This is a genomic window from Rhodococcus sp. 24CO (assembly GCF_050586165.1).
Lineage (GTDB): Bacteria > Actinomycetota > Actinomycetes > Mycobacteriales > Mycobacteriaceae > Rhodococcus_F.
Window position 1 is genome coordinate 452396 of record NZ_JAZFNF010000005.1, and the last position, 18622, is coordinate 471017.

Here is an 18622-nt window from a genome sequence, read left to right on the forward strand (position 1 = left end):
AACCGTATTCTGAACAATGTTCAACGGCTATTGAACATTGTTTAAAACATGTCTACTGTCGCACCCTATGACATCGAACACAGAAGTGCGCGCAGCAAAAGCCACTGCGAAAAGTGTTGTGGCGTTCGACTTTTCTTCCTCCAGCGTCCTCGTGACCGGAGGGTCCAACGGCCTCGGGCTTGCGATTGCACACCGCTTCGTCGACGCCGGCGCACACGTGACGATTACCGGAACCAAGGCGTCGGCCGACGACTACGAGCACGACCTCTCGGCATTCGTCTACCGGCAGTGCGTCATGACTGATCGCGAACAGATCGCCGACGTCGCCGCAGGACTGTCCGCGCTGGACATCTTGGTCAACAACGCAGGTCAAACGCTTACGCAGAAAGGCGAGTGGAACCCGGAGGTATTCGAGGAATCGCTCGCAGTGAACGTCGTGAGCGGGTTCCGGATGTCTTCCGCTGTCCTGCCACTGCTCAAGGAAAGCACTCAGAGCGGAGGCGCTTCCATCATCAACGTCGCATCGATGGCGTCGTACTTCGCCGTTGACGTCGTGCCCGGATACGGCGCATCGAAGGGCGCCGTCGTCCAGATGACCAAGACGATGGGATCGAATTGGGCCAAGGACGGCATTCGGGTCAACGCCATAGCCCCGGGTTTGACGGCAACCAAGATGACGGCAGGACTCCAGCAGCGCCCTGAACACAGCAAACCGTCACTCGATCGCACACCGATGGCCCGATGGGCAGACCCGTCCGTGGACGTCGCTCCGGTCGTACTGTTTCTTGCCAGCCCGGCCGCACAATTCGTTACCGGACAGACCTTGCCCGTCGACGGCGGATTCTCGATCAGAGGATGACTTCGATACCGTCGTCCACCGCGCAACCTGAAGCTACCTCGCCGAAGCGACTGCGCATCACCGACCTCCGTAACCCCGTACTCACCGAATCCCAGCAACAGACGTGGGCCTACGCCGAAGCGAACCCGATAACCCTGTCCGTGGACAGCGTTCTCTCCGCAGCCCGCGAACAAACAGGCCTCGGCGACTTCGGCCCGGACGACTTCCGCGAGCGACTTGCGTTGTGGCTCGACGAGATCGACGCCGATCCCAACCGTTCACCGGTCTCTCGGATGACTACTCACGCAGCGTGCACCCGCTACGCGGCCAATCGCCTGCGAGTGCTGGACGTCTTGCGTCGCCACCCCGAGATTCACGACGAGCAGGTGGTGGCTCCCGTCGTCGTGGTGGGACTGCCACGCTCGGGTACCACGCATCTCCTGAACCTGATGTCGGCAGATTCACGGTTTCGGTCGCTGCCACTCTGGGAGAGTCAGGAACCCGTCCCGTTTGCGGGTGACGAACTCGGTGCAGACGGCATCGACCCGAGATTGCTTCGGAGCCAAGAACGTTGGAATCAGATGCAGGCCAAGAGCCCTCTGGTGGCAGCAATGCATCCGATGACCCCGGAACATATTCACGAGGAACTCGAACTCGAGAGCCTTGATTTCTCGAGTTACAACTTCGAGTGGATGTCGTCGATGGCACCTCGCTGGCGCGATTACTATCTCGCCCACGACCAGCGCCCACATTACGAGTTCATCAAGACGATGCTCAAACTCCTTCAGTGGCAACGCGGTCCGAACCGTTGGATACTCAAGTGCCCGCAGCACCTCGAGCAACTCGGCCCGCTCATGGACACCTTTCCCGATGCCACGGTCGTCATGACACACCGCGATCCTGTGTCGGTAGTTCAGTCTGCGGCAACGATGGTCGGCTACGGCGCACGGATGAACTTCCTGAACGTCGATCTGGATGCGGTGTGCGACTACTGGATCGACCGCGTCAGCCGATTACTCGATGCGGGAACCCGTGATCTCGCGCGGATTCCGGCGGATCGGCGAGTGGACGTGTATTTCGACAAATTCATGGCAGACGACTTAGGGACGGTCGAGCACATCTACAACCGGGCAGGCCTGGAGATGACCGAGCAGGCGCGAGGAGAGATCAGCGCGTACATGTCGGGCCACACACGCGGTTCGGGCGGTCAGGTTGTCTACGACCTGCGCGCAGACTTCGGGCGTGACCCGGCCGAATTGCGCACTCGATTTGCCAACTATTTTGACGCCTTCCCTGTGAAAGTAGAGGTTCAGTGAACCAGCACATCTCCGATCAAGTCGACGCTCTGATCGCGCAGCGGCCGGGAAAGACCCTGCTTGAACCCGAGTACACCGATGAAGCGATCACGATCAACGATTTCATCTACGGCAGCGGCGGCACGAGCTCGGCGTACATGATCGTCACGCCGGCCGGCCGGATCATCGTCAACACCGGCTGCGGATTCGAGGGACCGCATCATCGAAAGCTGTTCGACGACATCTATTCCGGTCCGACCAGGTACATCATCACCACCCAAGGCCATACCGATCATGTGGGAGGCGTGCACGCCTTCCGTGAGCCGGGCTCCGTCTACGTAGCCAACGAACAGAACCAGGCTGTTCAGCTCGACGATGCGCGCGTCATCAAGCGGATGCGCCAGTGGGCACCCGTGTGGTTCGGCCGGGACGCCGAAACCGTCACCCGCTTTGCCGCAGAATTCCCGTCCGTGTCGAACGCCCAGGACGAACCGGTTCCGGATCTCACTTTCACAGATCGACTCGACTTCACGGTCGGCGGACTGGATATCGAATTGCATTCCGGTGTAGGCGAAACGGTCGACGGCGCGATGGTGTGGCTTCCGCAGCATCGCATCGCGATGATCAGCAATCTGCTCGGCCCTCTCTTCGGCCACTTCCCCAATCTCAATACCGTTCGGGGGCAGCGATACCGCTTTGTCGAGCCGTACCTCCAGACGATTCGGAAGCTGCGTGATCTGCGTCCGCAGACACTGATCACCGGCCGCGGCGAACCCATCGAGGGAGCAGAACTGATCGACGCAGTATTGAAACGGATGTACGACGCCGTCGATTACGTTCACCGAACCACGCTCGACGGAATCAACGCGGGCAAGTCCGTCGAATCGCTGATGCGCGAAATCACCTTACCGCCAAACCTTTACGTCGGACAGGGCTACGGCCAGGTCAAATGGGGAGTCAAGACGATCTGGGAAACCTACCTGGGATGGTTCCACCACGACTCCACCGCCGCACTCTACGATCTGCCCCGAACAACTACTTTCGCTGATCTCGTCGAACTGGCCGGAGTGGAGCGCGCAATCGAACTCGCCGAAACGAGACTCACCGGCGGCGCAGTGGTCGAGGCCACCGCACTGTCCGAGGCTGTTCTCGCATTCGACCCCGACAATATTCCTGCTACCCGCGTCCTCCTTGCCTGCCACCGGGAACTGTTGACGCAGCCGTCCACCGAGTCGAACTTCTGGGAATCCGGATGGCTGGCACACCAGATCAAGAAACTCGAAGCAGCTGTCGCAGAAGCGGATATGAGCCGATGAGCACACTCGAGGCATTCGCGCCCGCGAGGTTGGGACCGGCGACGCTCCGGAACCGAATCATCAAGTCTGCCACCTTCGAAGGGATGACGCCCAACGGCGTAGTCACCGACGAACTGATCGACTTCCACCGTAAGTTCGCTGCCGGCGGTGTCGGTATGACAACAGTTGCCTACTGCGCTGTCGCCCCGGAAGGGCGTGCCGCCGGTGGACAGCTCCAGTGGACCGAGGAAACCGCACCCGGGTTACGCCGGCTGACCGACGCGATTCACACCGAAGGTGCGGCAGTCTCAGCACAGATCGGCCATGCGGGCGCCGTCGCACCACCGAAAGCGACCGGCCAGAAGGCACTTTCAGCGAGCAGGCACTTTCACCTGACAACCCTCAGCTTTGCCGAAGCCGCCACCGAGGCGGACATCGATCGGATCGTCGAGGCTCACGCCCACGCTGCCAGAGCGGCCGTCGAGGCAGGGTTCGACGCCATCGAACTGCATTTCGGACACGGCTACCTCATCAGCTCGTTCCTGAGCCCGAAACTGAACCACCGCACCGATTCCTACGGTGGCAGTCTGGAGAATCGGGCACGCTTCGCGCGTCGAACCGCACGCGCCGTCCGAGATGCGGTCGGCACGAAGATCGCCGTTATCGCCAAGGTGAGCATGGACGACGGAGTACCAGGCGGATTCTGGCTCGAAGAGGCAATCACAGTGGTGCGCTGGCTCGAAGACGACGGAACCTTGGACGGGGTGGTCCTCACGGCCGGAAGTTCGCTCGAGAACCCCCTCTACACGTTCCGAGGCGACGCACCGCTGCGGGAATTCGGGGCACTCATGCCGCAGCCGCAAAAGCTGGGAATCAAGCTGATGGGCAAGCACTTCCTGCGCACCTACCCGTACACCGACGCCTACCTCCTCGACCATGCGCGCCAAATCCGCGACGCAGTAGATCTCCCGCTGGTGCTGCTCGGCGGCATCACTGGCAAGGAATCGATCGATCTCGCCATGCGTGAGGGGTTCGAGTTCGTCCAAATGGGCCGCGCACTGCTCAGCGACCCGAACTTGATCAAAGCGATCGACGAAGATGGCTACGGGCAGACGCTCTGCATTCACTGCAACAAATGTATGACAACTATCTACGGGGGAACTCGCTGCGTTTTGCGCCCGTAATCCATCCCTGACAGTGCGTGGAGACAGCACTGTCAGGGAGGCTAGGCGTTAAGGGAGGCTAGGCGTCACGCCGGCTCGGAAGCCTGCGTGAGCAGCTGCAGGAACACCTCTTCGGGCTGAGCGCCGGACACAGCGACCGCACGGTTGGCCACGAAGAAGGGAACACCGCTGACCTGGAGCTGGCGGGCCATGGACAGATCCTCGCGCACTGACTCGGCAGCGGCATCGGAGTTGAGCTGCTCACGCACGGTGTCGGCATCGAGGCCGACGCTCACAGCCAGATCTACCAGCACCTCACGATCGTCGATCACCTTTCCGTCGCTGAAGTGAGCCTTGAACAGCGCTTCGAGGAGTTCGTTCTGTCGCTCACCGGCGAGATGCAACAGTCTGTGCGCATCAAAAGTGTTGGCGGCGATCACGGTGTCGAAGTCCAGGGTCAATCCGACCTCGGCGGCCGTCGCGCTCACATGCGAGAACATCTGGCGGACCTGATCAGGCGCCATTCCCTTCATCTCGACCAAGGCGTCGAGTTCGGTACGGCCCTCTCCCACCGGAGTCTCCGGTGCAAGCTGGTACGAACGCCAGATGACGTTGACGCGGTCCTTGTTCTCGAAACGATCCAGGGCCGAGAGGAACCTGGTCTTTCCGATGTAGCACCACGGACAAGCGACGTCCGACCACACTTCGATGGTCACGTCTTGGTCAATCACGATTTGATCAGTCACCGAAGGTGCAACAACAACACCTGCGGGATTAGTCCTCACAGCACCTTACTGAGAAAGAGGCCGCATCACACGACGAGGCCGCACCGGTACGCAACCAACGACGCACGCACCCGATTGTTCACTCCGAGTTTCGAGAACAACGAGGAGACGTGCGATTTGATCGTTGTTTCACCGAGGTACATACGCTCCGCGATTTCGCCGTTTCCCAGTCCTGTCGCCAACTGCGCCAAAACTTCGCGTTCACGGTCGGTGAGCACCGCCAACGCAGTCTGGTCCCGAACGGGCTCACGGGGCGTCGACTCGGCGATGGCCCGCAGAGAATCCCGGCTGAACAGCGCATGGTCGGATGCAACGACGCGTACGGCCTGCTGAAAGGCTTCGGGTGCAGCATCTTTCCGCATGAAGCTGTGGGCGCCGGCCTCGACCGTCTCGATCACCAGGCCGTCGACGTCGAACGCCGTCATCGCGATGACTTTGGGCGGGTTGGGCATCAACATCAACTGGCGAGTTGCTTCCAAGCCCCCGACACGGGCCATTTTGAGGTCCATCAGCACTACGTGGGGGCGAAATCGAGTGACCTTTGCGGGCACTTGGTCGCCGTCCTCAGCCTCTGCAACCACCACGATGTCCGGTGTGGCTTCGAGGATGTCCTTCATCCCGCGCCTCACCCAGGCGTCGTTGTCCACGATCAGCGTCGTAACCCGCGAGTCTGTTTTCATGGTGGGCGCAAGACTACCGAGCGCCACCGACAGAATTATGCGAACCAGGGCACCCAGCAACTGACGAGGAAGTCATCCCCCAGCGCGCCGGCCTCGACCTTGCCGCCGATCTCGCGTGCCTGCTCGGCCAATCCGCGGAGCCCCGAACGCGAACCTATCGACGTCATCGGAGGCAGATCGCTGAGCTTGTTGCGGGCCAGAATGCGAATTCCGTCGTGCGGTGATCCGGTGACGGAAATGACGAGCATTTGATCGCTCGCGTATTTCTGAACATTGGTGAGTGCTTCCTGCACCACGCGATAGCACACGTGACCAGACAACATTCCCACGTCACCCGGGAGGAGTTCCGATTCCAGACGGCAGTGAATGCCGGCCGCACGAGCACCGTTGACCAGATCGCCGATCGCATCGATTCCCTGGTGCCCACCGTGCTCGCGACGATCACCACTTCCCCTGAGCACTCCGACGATGCCCTTCAATTCGTCCAAAGCCTCGTGCGCCGTGGTTCGGATCATGGCAGCGGTATTGACGACCTTCTCCGGATTGTCTGCAGCACTGACTTGCAACCCGCCGGCAAATAGCGAGATTCGACTCAAACTGGCCGCGATTGTGTCGTGCATGTCGCGGGCGATCCGGGTGCGTTCTTCGGTGCGAATCATCTCGTCGCGCATGGCGTCGGTCTGTTCCGTCGCCAGATCCCGCACGTGCTCGGCCTCGACGAGTTCGGTTTTGGTACGAGCGAGAAGCGAGAGCGCCACCACGACGGCGACCATCACGGCCGCGACCACCCATGGAATCCACAGCGCCAGGTCATACTGCGCGACCTCTGTGCCGTCCTTCGGCGCAGCCGTTCCGATCGTCAGCACCGAAAACTCGCGATCCCGAAAGGCGTCGTAGGTCAACGAGATTCCGCATGCCACGTACACCGCAGCGCCCGCGACCGCCAACTGATTTCCGCGGGCGATTCGAGCAACTGCAAACAACGCGATGAGCGCCGCCGTCGCATCTGTCGGAAAGAACAGCGGACCGACCAGGGTGATCGCCAGAACCGCCCAGGGACGTTGACGCCGCCACACCAGCGATATCCCACCAGCTACGCCTAGAACAAACCCGATTCCGACCAGCACCGGTGGCACATTTCCCGACGAGCCGGCGATAGTCACCGTCATGATCGAGCAGAAAATGCTGAACGCGACGGCAGCGATTGTCCATACGCGTCGTCGCACAGCAGTTCCTCTGGTGGTGATCACCGAGCAAGCGTATAGACCACCACCGACTATACGAATCAGCCGATTGGACCACCACGCGTGCAAACACCGACCGAAAGGAGGAGACCACCCGATCTTTCGGCTGACGCGAAAGGCATCCCGGACATCGTTGACTAGTGCCATACCCGCTCTCGAAAGGCACACATCATGCGATCACTCCGCACTCCCCTCGCCGTCCTCGCCGTCGGCGCAGCCCTGTTCGCAACCATCGCGTCAGGCGAAACCGACGAAGCGAAGAAGGTCGACGACAACGGTTCTTCCGCCGCACCCGCTGCCGCTTTCGGTATCGGTGACGTCGTCGAACTCGGCGACTGGCGCGTCCAGGTACACGGCGCTGTCGATCCGTACGTCTCGACCAACCAGTTCATCACCGCTGATCCCGGAAACCGCTACGTCGTGGTTGACACCGAGGTCACCAACAACAGCGACAAGCCCGCCGCGGTGTCGTCGATGATGTGCTTCGAATTGCAGGACTCGGCAAACAAGTCGTACAACATCACGTTCACCGACAGCAGCACGTCGAGCGTCGACGGAGAGCTCGCGCCGGGTGCGGCCAAGCGAGGCGAATTGTCGTACGAGGTCCCCGAAGCCGCTACCGGTCTGCGTCTTCAGTTCAAGTGCGATTTGTTCTCGTCCGGCTCGGCAACCATCAACCTGTCGTGAACCGTCCGGGCGATCTGCTGCTGAGTCCGTGGGCGCTGGTTTCGGTGGCGATCATTCTGATCAACGACCACGTGCTCAAGGACATATTCGGGAACACGATGACGGGCAAGCTGTCCGACATCGCCGGCGTGTTCCTGTTTCCACTACTGCTTCTCTCGGTTCTCGAGGTGCTCAGACGCGGCCTGGTGGGGCGAGCAGCGATCGCCTGGTCCATCGCAGTCTCGGGAATCGGCTTTGCCGCCGTGAAAATGGTTGCGCCGGTTGGCGACGCGTACGAGTGGGTGATCGGATTTCTCCGTTGGGCGGCCAAGGGGCTGCAGGGAGACCTCACGCCGATCCTCGTCGTCCGCGATCCCTCGGATTTGTGGGTGCTCCCGATTCTGATCGGAAGCTATCTCGTGATCAACCGTGCTCGAGCGCTGGAGGGGGCGCCCGAGCACGAGAAAATCAGTCCAGCGCCGCATCCAATGTGATGTCGACGCCCGTCAAAGCCTTACTGACCGGGCACGTTTCCTTTGCTGCCTGTGCGACCTTCGCAAATTCCGCTGCATCGAGACCATCGACCTCGGCGCGAACGGTCAGCGTGATCCCGGTCAGTTTGAAACCGACCGTGTCCGGGCCCAAGGACACATCTGCGGTGATATCGAGGCTCTGCGGAGTTCCGCCGGCCTCAGCGATGAGCGCGGACAACTGCATCGCATAGCACGAAGAATGCGCTGCCGCGATCAGTTCCTCAGGGCTGGTGGTCCCGCCCGCTTCGTCAGCTGCGCGTTTGGGGAATGACACGTCGAATGTCGCGACTCCGGAACTGGAGAGTTCTACCTGCCCCGATCCGGCTTCCAGGGTGCCGTTCCAGGCGGTGCGTGCGGTGCGAGTTGGCATTGGGTGTCCCTACTTCCGTCGACGGATTGCGTGAAACGCCTTGCCACACGAACCTACCCGCGACTATCCGAGAAGTGTCACCGACATAAGTGCCGCGACGCGTTCGGCTTCCGAGAATCGGACGACCCGGCCGACGTCGAGAACCAATCCCAGTGCCGCGTGAACAAGAAATCGAGCCGCCGCGACAGTGAGTTCGGGCCGGGCGTCGACGCACAGGTGCGCCCACTCCTCGATATTGCGCCGCTGGATCTTTCGTAGCTCCCTACCGGCATCGGCGGGGAGGTTTCCGACTTCCGCGAAGTAGACGGCAAGCAACTCACTCTGAGCGAAGAAAACGGCAACATACAGCTCTGCAAGTGTGTGCACAGCCTGGCGCGAAGTTTCGGATTCCGCCAAGGCCGAGCCCAACGTCATGGTCAATTGTTCGGACGCCCGATGAAAGGCCGCGGCCAGTAAGTCTGCCTTGCTCGGAAAATGCCGGTATACACTCGACGCGGTGATTCCGGCGGCGGCCCCAATTTCCTCGATACTGACCTCGTGATATCCACGTTCATGGAAGAGCAGCACCGCTTCCTGAAGCAGCACTTCGCGTTTCGACGTACGGACCAGTCCTTGAATCGACTTGGCACCTGACGGCGGCACTACCGACGAAGTTCTCTGCGGGAGTTCCATATCGATCACCGACCAGCAGACCGAGAGCAGCAACGATTCGATCTGCTTGGGCGGCAACGACGAACGATGCGCCGTGACACTACCGATCACACTCAGGATCGCCGCGGTGACGAGGTCGAGATCGGCGCGCTCGAGTTCCGGACGGACGGCCGACAACGGTTCGGATATCCCCCGACGCAACGCCACCACCTCCAGGCGCAGGTTCTCGCGATCCTCATCCTCGAGGTAGCGGCCCTCCCAACGGTAAAGCCGCCCCCGACGCCGATTCTCGAGGGTGACACCGATGACAGCGACCATGACGGATTGCAACTGATGCCGCGGGTCGTCACTCTCGGAGTTCGCGGAATCGACCGCATCGAGCAGTGCCCGAGACAGGTTTTCGACCGCGTGAACGAACAATGCGTATTTGGTGGGGAAATGGCGGTACAGCGCAGGTCCGGACACCCCGACGGCGGACGCTATGTCGTCGATACCCACCGCGTGGTACCCGCGCTCGCTGAACGCCTCGGCTGCGACCGCCGCAATCTGCGCTTTGCGATTCTTCGGCCGCGTACGCGCAGCGGGTTCATCGCCACGTGCGACGACGCGTGTCCGTCCGGGCATGAACCCTCCCTTCGTTTCACAGATACCGTATCGGATTCTCCGAACACCCTTGACACTGCCACTCGAGGTGTTATGTTAACCGATATTCGCACAATTTCGCAGAGAAATTCACCGCCGGATAGACCCTCCCGCGGCACGAGTTATGGCCTGTGCCAAGGGAACACATTTTTCTTGATCAACCGTGAGAAGGAAGCTGGGTGCTGATGATTCGCATGTGTTGTACCGTTTTCTCGAGCGCATCATGACGTCGTCCGCGGCCGGTCTCCTGACGGAACTCGACAACGGCATCCTGCGTTTGACCTTCAACCGTCCCGAACGCATGAACGCAGCCGACTTCGAGACCATGAAAAGTCTCATCGACGCGGTTACCGACGCCGACGACAACCCTGATGTGCGCACCATCGTCATCACCGGAGCAGGCCGCGCCTTCTGTACGGGAGCAGACCTCGCAGCTATCACGACCCATCCGACAGATCCCCAGATCGTCATGGACACCGCAAACACCCTGATTCGCGCCATCACCAGCACCTCCGTGCCGGTGATTGCCGCAGTCAACGGGCCTGCCGCAGGTGTCGGCGTCTCCATCGCCCTCGCCGCCGACCTCACCTATGCTGCCGAAAGTGCCTATTTCCTCATGTCTTTCGTCAACATCGGACTGATGTCCGATGGCGGCGCCAGTGCATTGATTCCGGCAGCGATCGGCCGGGCGCGAGCTGCTGAGATGCTTCTGCTGGGTGAGCGTCTGTCTGCCACGGACGCAGCGCATTTCGGGCTCGTCGCCAAAACTCTTCCCGACGATCAGTTCACGGCACACATCGAGTCCGTCGCGAAGCGCACCAGCGCAGCGCCCCGCCGCGCTCTCCAACTCACCAAAGCCGCACTCAACGCCGCGACACTGGATCGCATCGACTCCGCTCTGGAACTCGAAAAGACCGGTCAAGCAGAACTTCTTGTCGGAGCCGACTTCGCCGAAGGCGCGAGCGCAATGCTTCAGAAACGCGCACCCCACTTCAAGTGATTCACGAGAGGAAACAGTAGATGCCCTCCACCGATACAGCGTCCGAGGTACAGCGCCTGCGACGCACCAACTGGAACAATCAGGTTGCCCGCCACGCACAGATGACCCCGGACCGCATCGCACTGCGATTCCAGGGCGACTCCATCACCTGGAGCACACTGAACGAGCGCGTCGACAAGCTGGCAGCCGCACTCTCGCGGCGCGGCGTCGGTTTTGGTGACCGCGTTCTGATCCTGATGCTCAATCGCCCCGAGTACCTCGAGGTAGTTCTCGCGACCAATGCGTTGGGCGCGATCGCCGTCCCGGTGAACTTCCGACTGACTCCACCCGAGGTCGCCTACCTGGTCAACGACTCAGGCTCCAAAGTCATTGTCGCGGAAGGCCCGCTGGCTCCGTTGGCCGGCGCAGCCCGCGCTGCGTCCGAGGGCATCGACATCTCCATCACGGTGGGCGCACCCGCTGAGGGCGATAGCTTGAACTACGAGGACTTGATCAGCGAACCGGGTGAACCTCATGCGTTGATCGACATCCCGGACGACACACCGGCTCTCATCATGTACACCTCGGGAACCACAGGACGCCCCAAGGGTTCCGTGCTCTCGCATTCCAATCTCTCGTCCCAAGCGCTGACCTGTATTCGCGCTTTCCACCTGTTCAATGAGGATTCCATCGGCTTCTGCGCGTCGCCGATGTTCCACATCGCTGCCCTCGGTTCCATCGCCCCAAGCCTGCAACTGGGCACTACCACGGTGATTCACCCGGTTGGCGCATTCGACCCAGGTCAGCTTCTCGACATCCTCGAAGCCGAGAAGGTCACGAGCCTTTTCCTCGTCCCGGTCCAGTGGCAGGCAGTCTGCGCTGTTCAGAAGGCCCAACCTCGCTCCCTTTCCCTCAAGAACATATCGTGGGGCGCGGCGCCGTCATCGGACACAATCTTGAGGGCAATGGCCGAAACCTTCCCCGATGCGTTCAACGTCGCGGTCTTCGGCCAAACCGAAATGTCCCCCATCACGTGCGTACTCGACGGCGATGACGCCATCCGCAAGCTCGGATCCGTCGGCCGAGTCATCCCGACCATCTCCGCCCGCGTCGTGGACGAGAACATGGATGACGTCGCGCCCGGAGAGATCGGGGAAATCGTCTACCGCGGGCCCACGATGATGAGCGAGTACTGGAACAACCCCCAGGCCACCGCAGATGCCTTCTACGGCGGGTGGTTTCACTCCGGCGATCTTGTCCGCGTCGACGACGAAGGATTTGTGTACGTAGTCGACCGCAAGAAGGACATGATCATCTCCGGCGGCGAGAACATCTACTGCGCCGAGGTCGAGAATGTTCTGTACGAACACGAATTGATAGTCGAAGCCGCAGTCGTCGGGCGTCCCGACGCCAAGTGGGGCGAGGTTCCGGTAGCGATCATCGCGATGACGCCGGGATCCACCGTCGACTTGACCATCGAGGAGCTGAGCACCTTCCTCAATGACCGCCTCGCGCGGTACAAGCATCCCAAGGACATCATCGTCGTGGAAGCCTTGCCGCGCAATGCAAGTGGCAAGGTAGTCAAGGGAGAACTGCGTGAAAAAGCTCGGGCAGTAGACGTAGTGTCCTGAACGTCATAGATCGGGCGGCATCTCAATTGAGAGGTGCCGCCCGTTTGCATGTCGTCAAGCGCCGCGCGAGTGCAGCATGCGATGCAGTTCGCGGACCTCGTCGACCAACTCCGGAACCGGCCCTTCCACGGCAATATTCGGCGCAACCTCGTTGATCGGGAGCGATCGTACCGGCCCCGATGCCACGTCCCATTCCGCAAGCCATTCACTCAACTGCGCGGACGAACACACGTACACGATCCGGCCCAATCCCACCCACGCATGAGCAGCCGAACACATCGGACAATGCTCGCCGGAAGTGAATACCGTTGCCGTAGAGCGCTCTTCCGGAGTCAGATATTGTGCAGCCCACCGCGCCAACTCGAATTCCGGATGTCGAGTGCTGTCGCCTCCCGCAATTCGGTTTCGATCCTCCGCGAGAAATGTCCCGTCAGCGGCAGCGAGTACCGATCCAAACGGTTCGTCACCGCCATCCAATGCCTCCCGCGCCAATTCGACACAACGACGCAGGTGGCCCATCTCGATCTCGTTCATGAATATGCCCTCTCCCCTTTGATACACGAAACGGGCGGCACCGGTAAGGGTGCCGCCCGTTTTCGTTTACTGCTCTGTACTACTTACTCTGCGGCGCTTTCGCTTTCGCCTGCTTTGGTCAGCTCGATCGGCGGTGCGTCCGGCACGTCGATCGGCTTCTTCGTAGGCGTGAACGTGAACTTCGCGTCCTCGCCCGAGCCTTCGCCGTCCCAGCCTTCGACGTCGACGAGCACGATGTGTCCCGGTCCGATCTCTCCGAAGAGGATCTTCTCCGACATCTGGTCCTCGATCTCGCGCTGGATGGTGCGGCGCAGCGGCCGCGCACCCAGTACCGGATCGAATCCGCGCTTGGCCAGAAGCGACTTGGCCTTGTCGGTGACCTCCATGGCCATGTCCTTGTTCTTGAGTGCCTTCTCGACGCGAGCAAGCATCAGGTCCACCATCTGAACGATCTGCTCGTTCGTGAGCTGATGGAACACGACGATGTCGTCGATACGGTTCAAGAACTCGGGGCGGAAGTGCTTCTTCAGCTCATCGTGCACCTTGAGCTTCATCCGCTCGTAGTTCGAGCCGGTGCCCGTTCCCGAGCTGAAGCCCAGGCCGACAGCCTTGGAGATATCCGACGTACCGAGGTTGGACGTGAAGATCAGCACCGTGTTCTTGAAGTCGACGGTACGACCCTGACCGTCGGTGAGACGGCCGTCCTCGAGCACCTGCAGGAGGGTGTTGTAGATCTCCTGGTGTGCCTTCTCGATCTCGTCGAACAGCACCACGCTGAACGGCTTGCGACGCACCTTCTCGGTGAGCTGGCCGCCCTCTTCGTATCCGACGTACCCGGGAGGGGCACCGAACAGACGCGAAGCGGTGAAGCGGTCGTGGAACTCGCCCATGTCGATCTGGATCAGAGCGTCGTCGTCGCCGAACAGGAAGTTGGCGAGCGACTTCGCGAGCTCCGTCTTACCGACACCGGACGGGCCGGCGAAGATGAACGAGCCCGAGGGACGCTTGGGATCCTTCAGACCTGCACGCGTACGACGGATCGCCTTCGAGACGGACTTGACTGCCTCTTCCTGGCCGATGATCCGCTTGTGCAGTTCTTCTTCCATGCGGAGCAGACGAGTGGTCTCCTCCTCGGTGAGCTTGAAGACGGGGATGCCGGTCCAGTTGCCCAGAACCTCGGCGATCTGCTCGTCGTCGACCTCGGCGATGACGTCCAGGTCGCCCGCACGCCACTGCTTCTCACGCTCAGCGCGCTGAGCAACGAGGGTCTTTTCCTTGTCGCGCAGGTTCGCGGCCTTCTCGAAGTCCTGCGCGTCGATCGCGGACTCCTTCTCGCGACGCGCGTCGGCGATGCGATCGTCGAATTCGCGCAGGTCCGGCGGTGCAGTCATCCGACGGATGCGCATTCGCGCGCCCGCCTCGTCGATGAGGTCGATCGCCTTGTCCGGCAAGAAGCGGTCGTTGATGTAGCGGTCGGCCAGCGTCGCAGCTGCCACGAGTGCACCGTCCGTGATGGACACACGGTGGTGAGCCTCGTAGCGATCACGAAGACCCTTGAGGATCTCGATGGTGTGCTCGACGGTGGGCTCGCCCACCTGAACGGGCTGGAAACGACGCTCGAGAGCGGCATCCTTCTCGATGTACTTGCGGTACTCGTCGAGAGTGGTGGCACCGATGGTCTGCAGCTCACCTCGGGCAAGCTTGGGCTTGAGGATGGAGGCCGCGTCGATTGCGCCCTCGGCCGCGCCCGCACCCACGAGGGTGTGCAGCTCGTCGATGAACAGGATGATGTCGCCGCGGGTGTTGATCTCCTTGAGAACCTTCTTCAGGCGCTCTTCGAAGTCACCGCGGTAACGGCTGCCGGCCACGAGCGACCCGAGGTCGAGCGTGTACAGCTGCTTGTCCTTGAGTGTCTCGGGGACCTCACCGTTGACGATTGCCTGAGCCAGGCCCTCGACAACAGCGGTCTTACCGACACCGGGTTCACCGATGAGGACCGGGTTGTTCTTGGTACGACGCGAGAGAACCTGCATGACACGCTCGATTTCCTTCGAGCGGCCGATGACCGGGTCCAGCTTGCCTTCGAGGGCAGCTTGCGTCAGGTTGCGACCGAACTGGTCGAGCACCAGCGATGTGGACGGCGTGCCGGCCTCTCCGCGAGTGCCACCGGTTTCGGTGGGCTCTTTGCCCTGGTAGCCCGACAGCAGCTGGATGACCTGCTGGCGGACGCGGTTGAGATCGGCACCGAGCTTGACCAGAACCTGGGCTGCGACGCCCTCACCCTCGCGGATGAGACCGAGCAGGATGTGCTCCGTACCGATGTAGTTGTGTCCGAGCTGCAGCGCTTCGCGCAGACTCAGCTCGAGGACTTTCTTGGCGCGCGGTGTGAAGGGGATGTGACCGGACGGAGCCTGCTGGCCCTGGCCGATGATCTCCTCGACCTGGCTGCGGACTCCCTCGAGGGAGATACCCAACGACTCCAACGACTTGGCGGCAACACCTTCGCCCTCGTGAATGAGGCCGAGGAGGATGTGCTCCGTACCGATGTAGTTGTGGTTGAGCATCCTGGCTTCTTCTTGAGCCAGGACAACAACGCGCCGCGCGCGATCGGTGAACCTCTCGAACATCGCTCTCCCTCACACTCTCCGGCGGGCAGGTTCGAGACCGGATGTCTCGTCCCTGGTCGCCGCGTTTCGCTCCGGCACTACAGACTGATCGCCTCGCCGGTCAGCAGACATTTACGTCTACGAATCGACTGAGGTTGCACGACCCCACTTATTACTCTAGAGGGCGCGAAGTCCACCTGCTGCTCCTCCACCCGATTGGCAGGGGATACCGGCTTACCTACATCTCACAACGTCGCAGCTCCGGCAATCGTTTCCCGCTTCCTGTACGCCTGAAGCGAACAGGTACGTATATCGAGTTCAGCGCCGAGATCAGCCGATAATCGGGAGCACTCGATCACACGGGATTTCGCGGGCCGTCGACGGATCGAGTGCCGCAAGCGTCAACGCCGCCGTTCTCCGCGACGCCACCACGGCAATGTGGTCCGACCGGTCTTGCTGGCAACCGTCCTGCACCACGACGTTGGACGCATTCGACGCCGCGAGTATTCCGCTGGTGTACGGAACCACTACTTGGTCGTAGCGAGTCACGATGTTGGAGTACTCGACGGAGTCCGCATACACGCCGGCGTCACGCAGCTCGGACACAAAGCTCGCGTTGTCGAAATCCGGACCGCCGACGCCCTCCGGTGGACCGGCTTCGGAGCCGTTCCACAGCGGGGCGATCGACACGATCTTCGAGACTTTGTCGGCACCGCCGAGGAACTTGGCGTAGTACCCACTCACTGTCGTCCCTTGCGAATGTCCGATGAGATCGACTTTCGACGCACCGGTCGCCTCCAGCACTCCGTCGACGAAGTCCGACAACTGCTGTGCACTCTCCGGCAGCGGCGCGAGGCCACCTGCAGCCGACAACGGCCATGGCAGGTCGGGTCGGTTCCCGAACGTGAGTGCAAAAACGCAATAACCTTCGTTCACGAGAACCGGAGCAAGTACCGCCCAGTTGGTCTGACGGTTTGCCGCGGTTCCGTGGACGAGGACTACTGGATCAGGATGCGCCACCGAAGGCGTGCACGAGTAGTTGTTGGTTCCCGGCACTGATCCCCCGGGGTCGAGCGCTTCCAGCACAATCCCACTGGCGAACCCGAACGGGACGGGCAGTGCTGTAGTCGCAGGCGGTGTAGTCGCCGACGGTGTATTCGCCAACGCAGGTTCCGGCGCGGCAGCAGCCCCCAGTACTGCTGCCGCAACCGCCGCGCAGGCTACTGCCCGTATGCCCATCGCAAGCCTCCATGCTCTGCTCAACCCACGATGGGCCACACCGGATCACACGGTACCGGTCGCGGGTGCGACGGATCGAGCGTATTGAGAGCAAATGTCGCAGCGCGCAGCGATGCTGCGATGGCAAGGTGATCGGAGATGTCTTGCTCGCAACCATCCTGGACAACGATGTTGGTGGCGTTCGGCCCAGGCTCGAGACCATTTGTGTACGGCAGCACCAGTTCGTCGTAGCGCGTCGTAATGTTCGTGTAGTGAACGCCCGGCGCGTAAACGCCACCGGCGCGAAGATTCTCGATGAACTCCGATCCCGCGCCCATGTTCAGGCAAGCCTTGCAGATCGGGAATCCGGCCTGCGCCGCCTCGGACACCCCGAGATCACGCATGGTGCGCCCGATGCTGACCTGCTCGTTTCCGAGTGTTCCCTTCCACAGCGGCGCCACCGAGACGATGTTGTCCACCTTGTCGGCCCCACCGAGGAACTTCGCGTAATACCCGCTGATGATCGTGCCCTGCGAATGCCCGATCAGATCTACCGACGACGCTCCCGTAGCATCAAGTACCTGATCGACAAAACTCGACAATTGCGCTGCGCTGGAAGGCATTTCCTGCATCCCACCAATCGCCGACAGCGGCCACGGTTGTTCCGGAAAATTGCCGTAGGTGAGCGCGAAAACGCAGTAACCCTCATTGGCGAGCAATGGCGAATAGGTAGCCCAGTTGGTCGCCCTGCTTCCGGCCGTACCATGCACGAGCACAACGGGATTCGGATGCTGTTCCGTTGGCCTGCAAGAGAAGTCGTTGGATCCGGGAGCCGAACCGCCAGGATTGCTCAACTCCTGAGGGACGCCGGCAAGAAATGCACTGGGAACGGGCAGCGGCGCCTGCGCCGACGCCGTCGACCCCATCCCGACGAGGATCGCCGCCGCAAGTACAACTCCCCCGAAAATCCCAGTTCTGCGCACGATCGACTCCTCTGACGGCAGATACAAACCGTGCAGACGCTAACAAACTAGAACGCGTTATCAATCGCTTTTCGGAAAACGTGGCCACAATGTGCTGATTCAACCCGCCCACTCGGCAAAATCACCCGTCGACGTTTCCGACAGGTAATGCCCTGCCACAACGCATCAGGGGGTGACGCGGATCAGGGAAACGATGGCGGAACAAAGCTCGACGAAGCTCCTCTACAAAGCGCTGACGCACTTTGGCGTGCCCATTCGATACAAGTACAACTACTGCAGCGAATCAGACGGCAGCTCCCTCGCGATGACCGACGCAACCGGTCGCAACGGCGTCGACATCGACACCGTCGCACAAGAATGGGTCCACAAAGCCGATCTCATTTTTGCCGACAAACACGGCACGCACGCCACCATCACCTAAACCAACGATCAACCAGATCATCTCGACGATCCGAAAGTCCGAGACCACGGACATTTCAGTTCGTTGAACCAGCGGGCCCGAATCCGTC

Annotated in this window: 18 protein-coding genes; 9 read left to right on the forward strand and 9 right to left on the reverse strand. The window is 61.2% G+C overall.

Annotation, left to right across the window (positions count from 1 at the left end; genetic code table 11):
• Positions 1 to 67: 67 nt before the first annotated feature.
• The 4 genes from V2B23_RS15030 to V2B23_RS15045 are packed head-to-tail and all read left to right on the forward strand — an operon-like array spanning position 68 to position 4612.
• The gene (locus tag V2B23_RS15030) at positions 68 to 859 is read left to right on the forward strand and encodes an SDR family NAD(P)-dependent oxidoreductase (protein ID WP_430951067.1); all 792 of its coding nucleotides are present in this window, start codon (positions 68 to 70) and stop codon (positions 857 to 859) included.
• Positions 856 to 2154, forward strand: coding sequence for a sulfotransferase family protein (locus V2B23_RS15035; RefSeq protein ID WP_430951068.1), 1299 nt, complete (start codon positions 856 to 858; stop codon positions 2152 to 2154). The genes V2B23_RS15030 and V2B23_RS15035 overlap by 4 nt, the downstream gene beginning before the upstream one ends.
• Complete coding sequence (locus V2B23_RS15040) at positions 2151 to 3449, forward strand: alkyl sulfatase dimerization domain-containing protein (RefSeq protein ID WP_430951069.1); 1299 nt, start codon at positions 2151 to 2153, stop codon at positions 3447 to 3449. Before V2B23_RS15035 ends, V2B23_RS15040 begins: the two co-directional genes overlap by 4 nt.
• A complete protein-coding gene (locus tag V2B23_RS15045) occupies positions 3446 to 4612 on the forward strand; it encodes an NADH:flavin oxidoreductase (RefSeq protein WP_430951070.1) in 1167 nt (388 codons plus the stop codon). Before V2B23_RS15040 ends, V2B23_RS15045 begins: the two co-directional genes overlap by 4 nt.
• 65 nt (positions 4613 to 4677) lie before the next feature.
• Here V2B23_RS15045 and V2B23_RS15050 read toward each other — a convergent pair whose 3' ends face one another.
• From V2B23_RS15050 to V2B23_RS15060, 3 genes are all read right to left on the reverse strand, one after another.
• Complete coding sequence (locus tag V2B23_RS15050) at positions 4678 to 5322, reverse strand: DsbA family oxidoreductase (RefSeq protein WP_230590351.1); 645 nt, start codon at positions 5320 to 5322, stop codon at positions 4678 to 4680.
• An 80-nt stretch (positions 5323 to 5402) separates the two neighbouring features.
• Complete coding sequence (locus V2B23_RS15055; RefSeq protein WP_430951071.1) at positions 5403 to 6056, reverse strand: response regulator; 654 nt, start codon at positions 6054 to 6056, stop codon at positions 5403 to 5405.
• 35 nt (positions 6057 to 6091) lie between these two features.
• Positions 6092 to 7447 carry a sensor histidine kinase gene (locus V2B23_RS15060; protein ID WP_430951072.1) on the reverse strand — a complete coding sequence of 452 codons (1356 nt, stop codon included), beginning with the start codon at positions 7445 to 7447 and terminating at the stop codon, positions 6092 to 6094.
• 24 nt (positions 7448 to 7471) lie between these two features.
• On the opposite strand from V2B23_RS15060, the gene V2B23_RS15065 reads away from it, so the two are divergent.
• Positions 7472 to 7987, forward strand: coding sequence for a DUF4352 domain-containing protein (locus tag V2B23_RS15065; RefSeq protein ID WP_430951073.1), 516 nt, complete (start codon positions 7472 to 7474; stop codon positions 7985 to 7987).
• Positions 7984 to 8460, forward strand: a complete 477-nt coding sequence (locus V2B23_RS15070) for a hypothetical protein (RefSeq protein ID WP_430951074.1) — start codon at positions 7984 to 7986, stop codon at positions 8458 to 8460. The genes V2B23_RS15065 and V2B23_RS15070 overlap by 4 nt, the downstream gene beginning before the upstream one ends.
• On the opposite strand, the gene V2B23_RS15075 is transcribed toward V2B23_RS15070, so the two are convergent.
• Positions 8435 to 8869, reverse strand: a complete 435-nt coding sequence (locus tag V2B23_RS15075) for an OsmC family protein (RefSeq protein ID WP_430951075.1) — start codon at positions 8867 to 8869, stop codon at positions 8435 to 8437. The two genes, V2B23_RS15070 and V2B23_RS15075, sit on opposite strands and share 26 nt — an antisense overlap.
• A gap of 63 nt (positions 8870 to 8932) precedes the next feature.
• Positions 8933 to 10144, reverse strand: coding sequence for a TetR/AcrR family transcriptional regulator (locus V2B23_RS15080; RefSeq protein WP_430951076.1), 1212 nt, complete (start codon positions 10142 to 10144; stop codon positions 8933 to 8935).
• A gap of 241 nt (positions 10145 to 10385) precedes the next feature.
• Here V2B23_RS15080 and V2B23_RS15085 point away from each other — a divergent pair, with 241 nt between their 5' ends.
• Together V2B23_RS15085 and fadD5 are read left to right on the forward strand one after the other, a co-directional pair.
• On the forward strand, positions 10386 to 11162 hold the full coding sequence (locus V2B23_RS15085) for an enoyl-CoA hydratase (RefSeq protein WP_430951162.1): 777 nt from the start codon (positions 10386 to 10388) through the stop codon (positions 11160 to 11162).
• 20 nt (positions 11163 to 11182) lie between these two features.
• Positions 11183 to 12772, forward strand: a complete 1590-nt coding sequence (gene fadD5, locus V2B23_RS15090; protein WP_430951077.1) for a fatty-acid--CoA ligase FadD5 — start codon at positions 11183 to 11185, stop codon at positions 12770 to 12772.
• Positions 12773 to 12826: 54 nt separating this feature from the next.
• Here the strand turns inward: fadD5 and V2B23_RS15095 are convergent, their stop codons facing one another.
• The 4 genes from V2B23_RS15095 to V2B23_RS15110 all read right to left on the reverse strand — a co-directional run bounded on the left by V2B23_RS15095 (position 12827) and on the right by V2B23_RS15110 (position 18113).
• Complete coding sequence (locus V2B23_RS15095) at positions 12827 to 13306, reverse strand: nucleoside deaminase (protein WP_430951078.1); 480 nt, start codon at positions 13304 to 13306, stop codon at positions 12827 to 12829.
• A gap of 83 nt (positions 13307 to 13389) precedes the next feature.
• Positions 13390 to 15933, reverse strand: a complete 2544-nt coding sequence (locus V2B23_RS15100) for an ATP-dependent Clp protease ATP-binding subunit (protein WP_430951079.1) — start codon at positions 15931 to 15933, stop codon at positions 13390 to 13392.
• Positions 15934 to 16242: 309 nt separating this feature from the next.
• On the reverse strand, positions 16243 to 17151 hold the full coding sequence (locus tag V2B23_RS15105; protein ID WP_430951080.1) for an esterase/lipase family protein: 909 nt from the start codon (positions 17149 to 17151) through the stop codon (positions 16243 to 16245).
• A 20-nt stretch (positions 17152 to 17171) separates the two neighbouring features.
• Positions 17172 to 18113 carry an esterase/lipase family protein gene (locus tag V2B23_RS15110; protein WP_430951081.1) on the reverse strand — a complete coding sequence of 314 codons (942 nt, stop codon included), beginning with the start codon at positions 18111 to 18113 and terminating at the stop codon, positions 17172 to 17174.
• A gap of 193 nt (positions 18114 to 18306) precedes the next feature.
• Between V2B23_RS15110 and V2B23_RS15115 the strand changes: the two genes are divergently transcribed.
• Positions 18307 to 18534, forward strand: a complete 228-nt coding sequence (locus V2B23_RS15115; RefSeq protein ID WP_430951082.1) for a hypothetical protein — start codon at positions 18307 to 18309, stop codon at positions 18532 to 18534.
• Positions 18535 to 18622 lie beyond the last annotated feature (88 nt).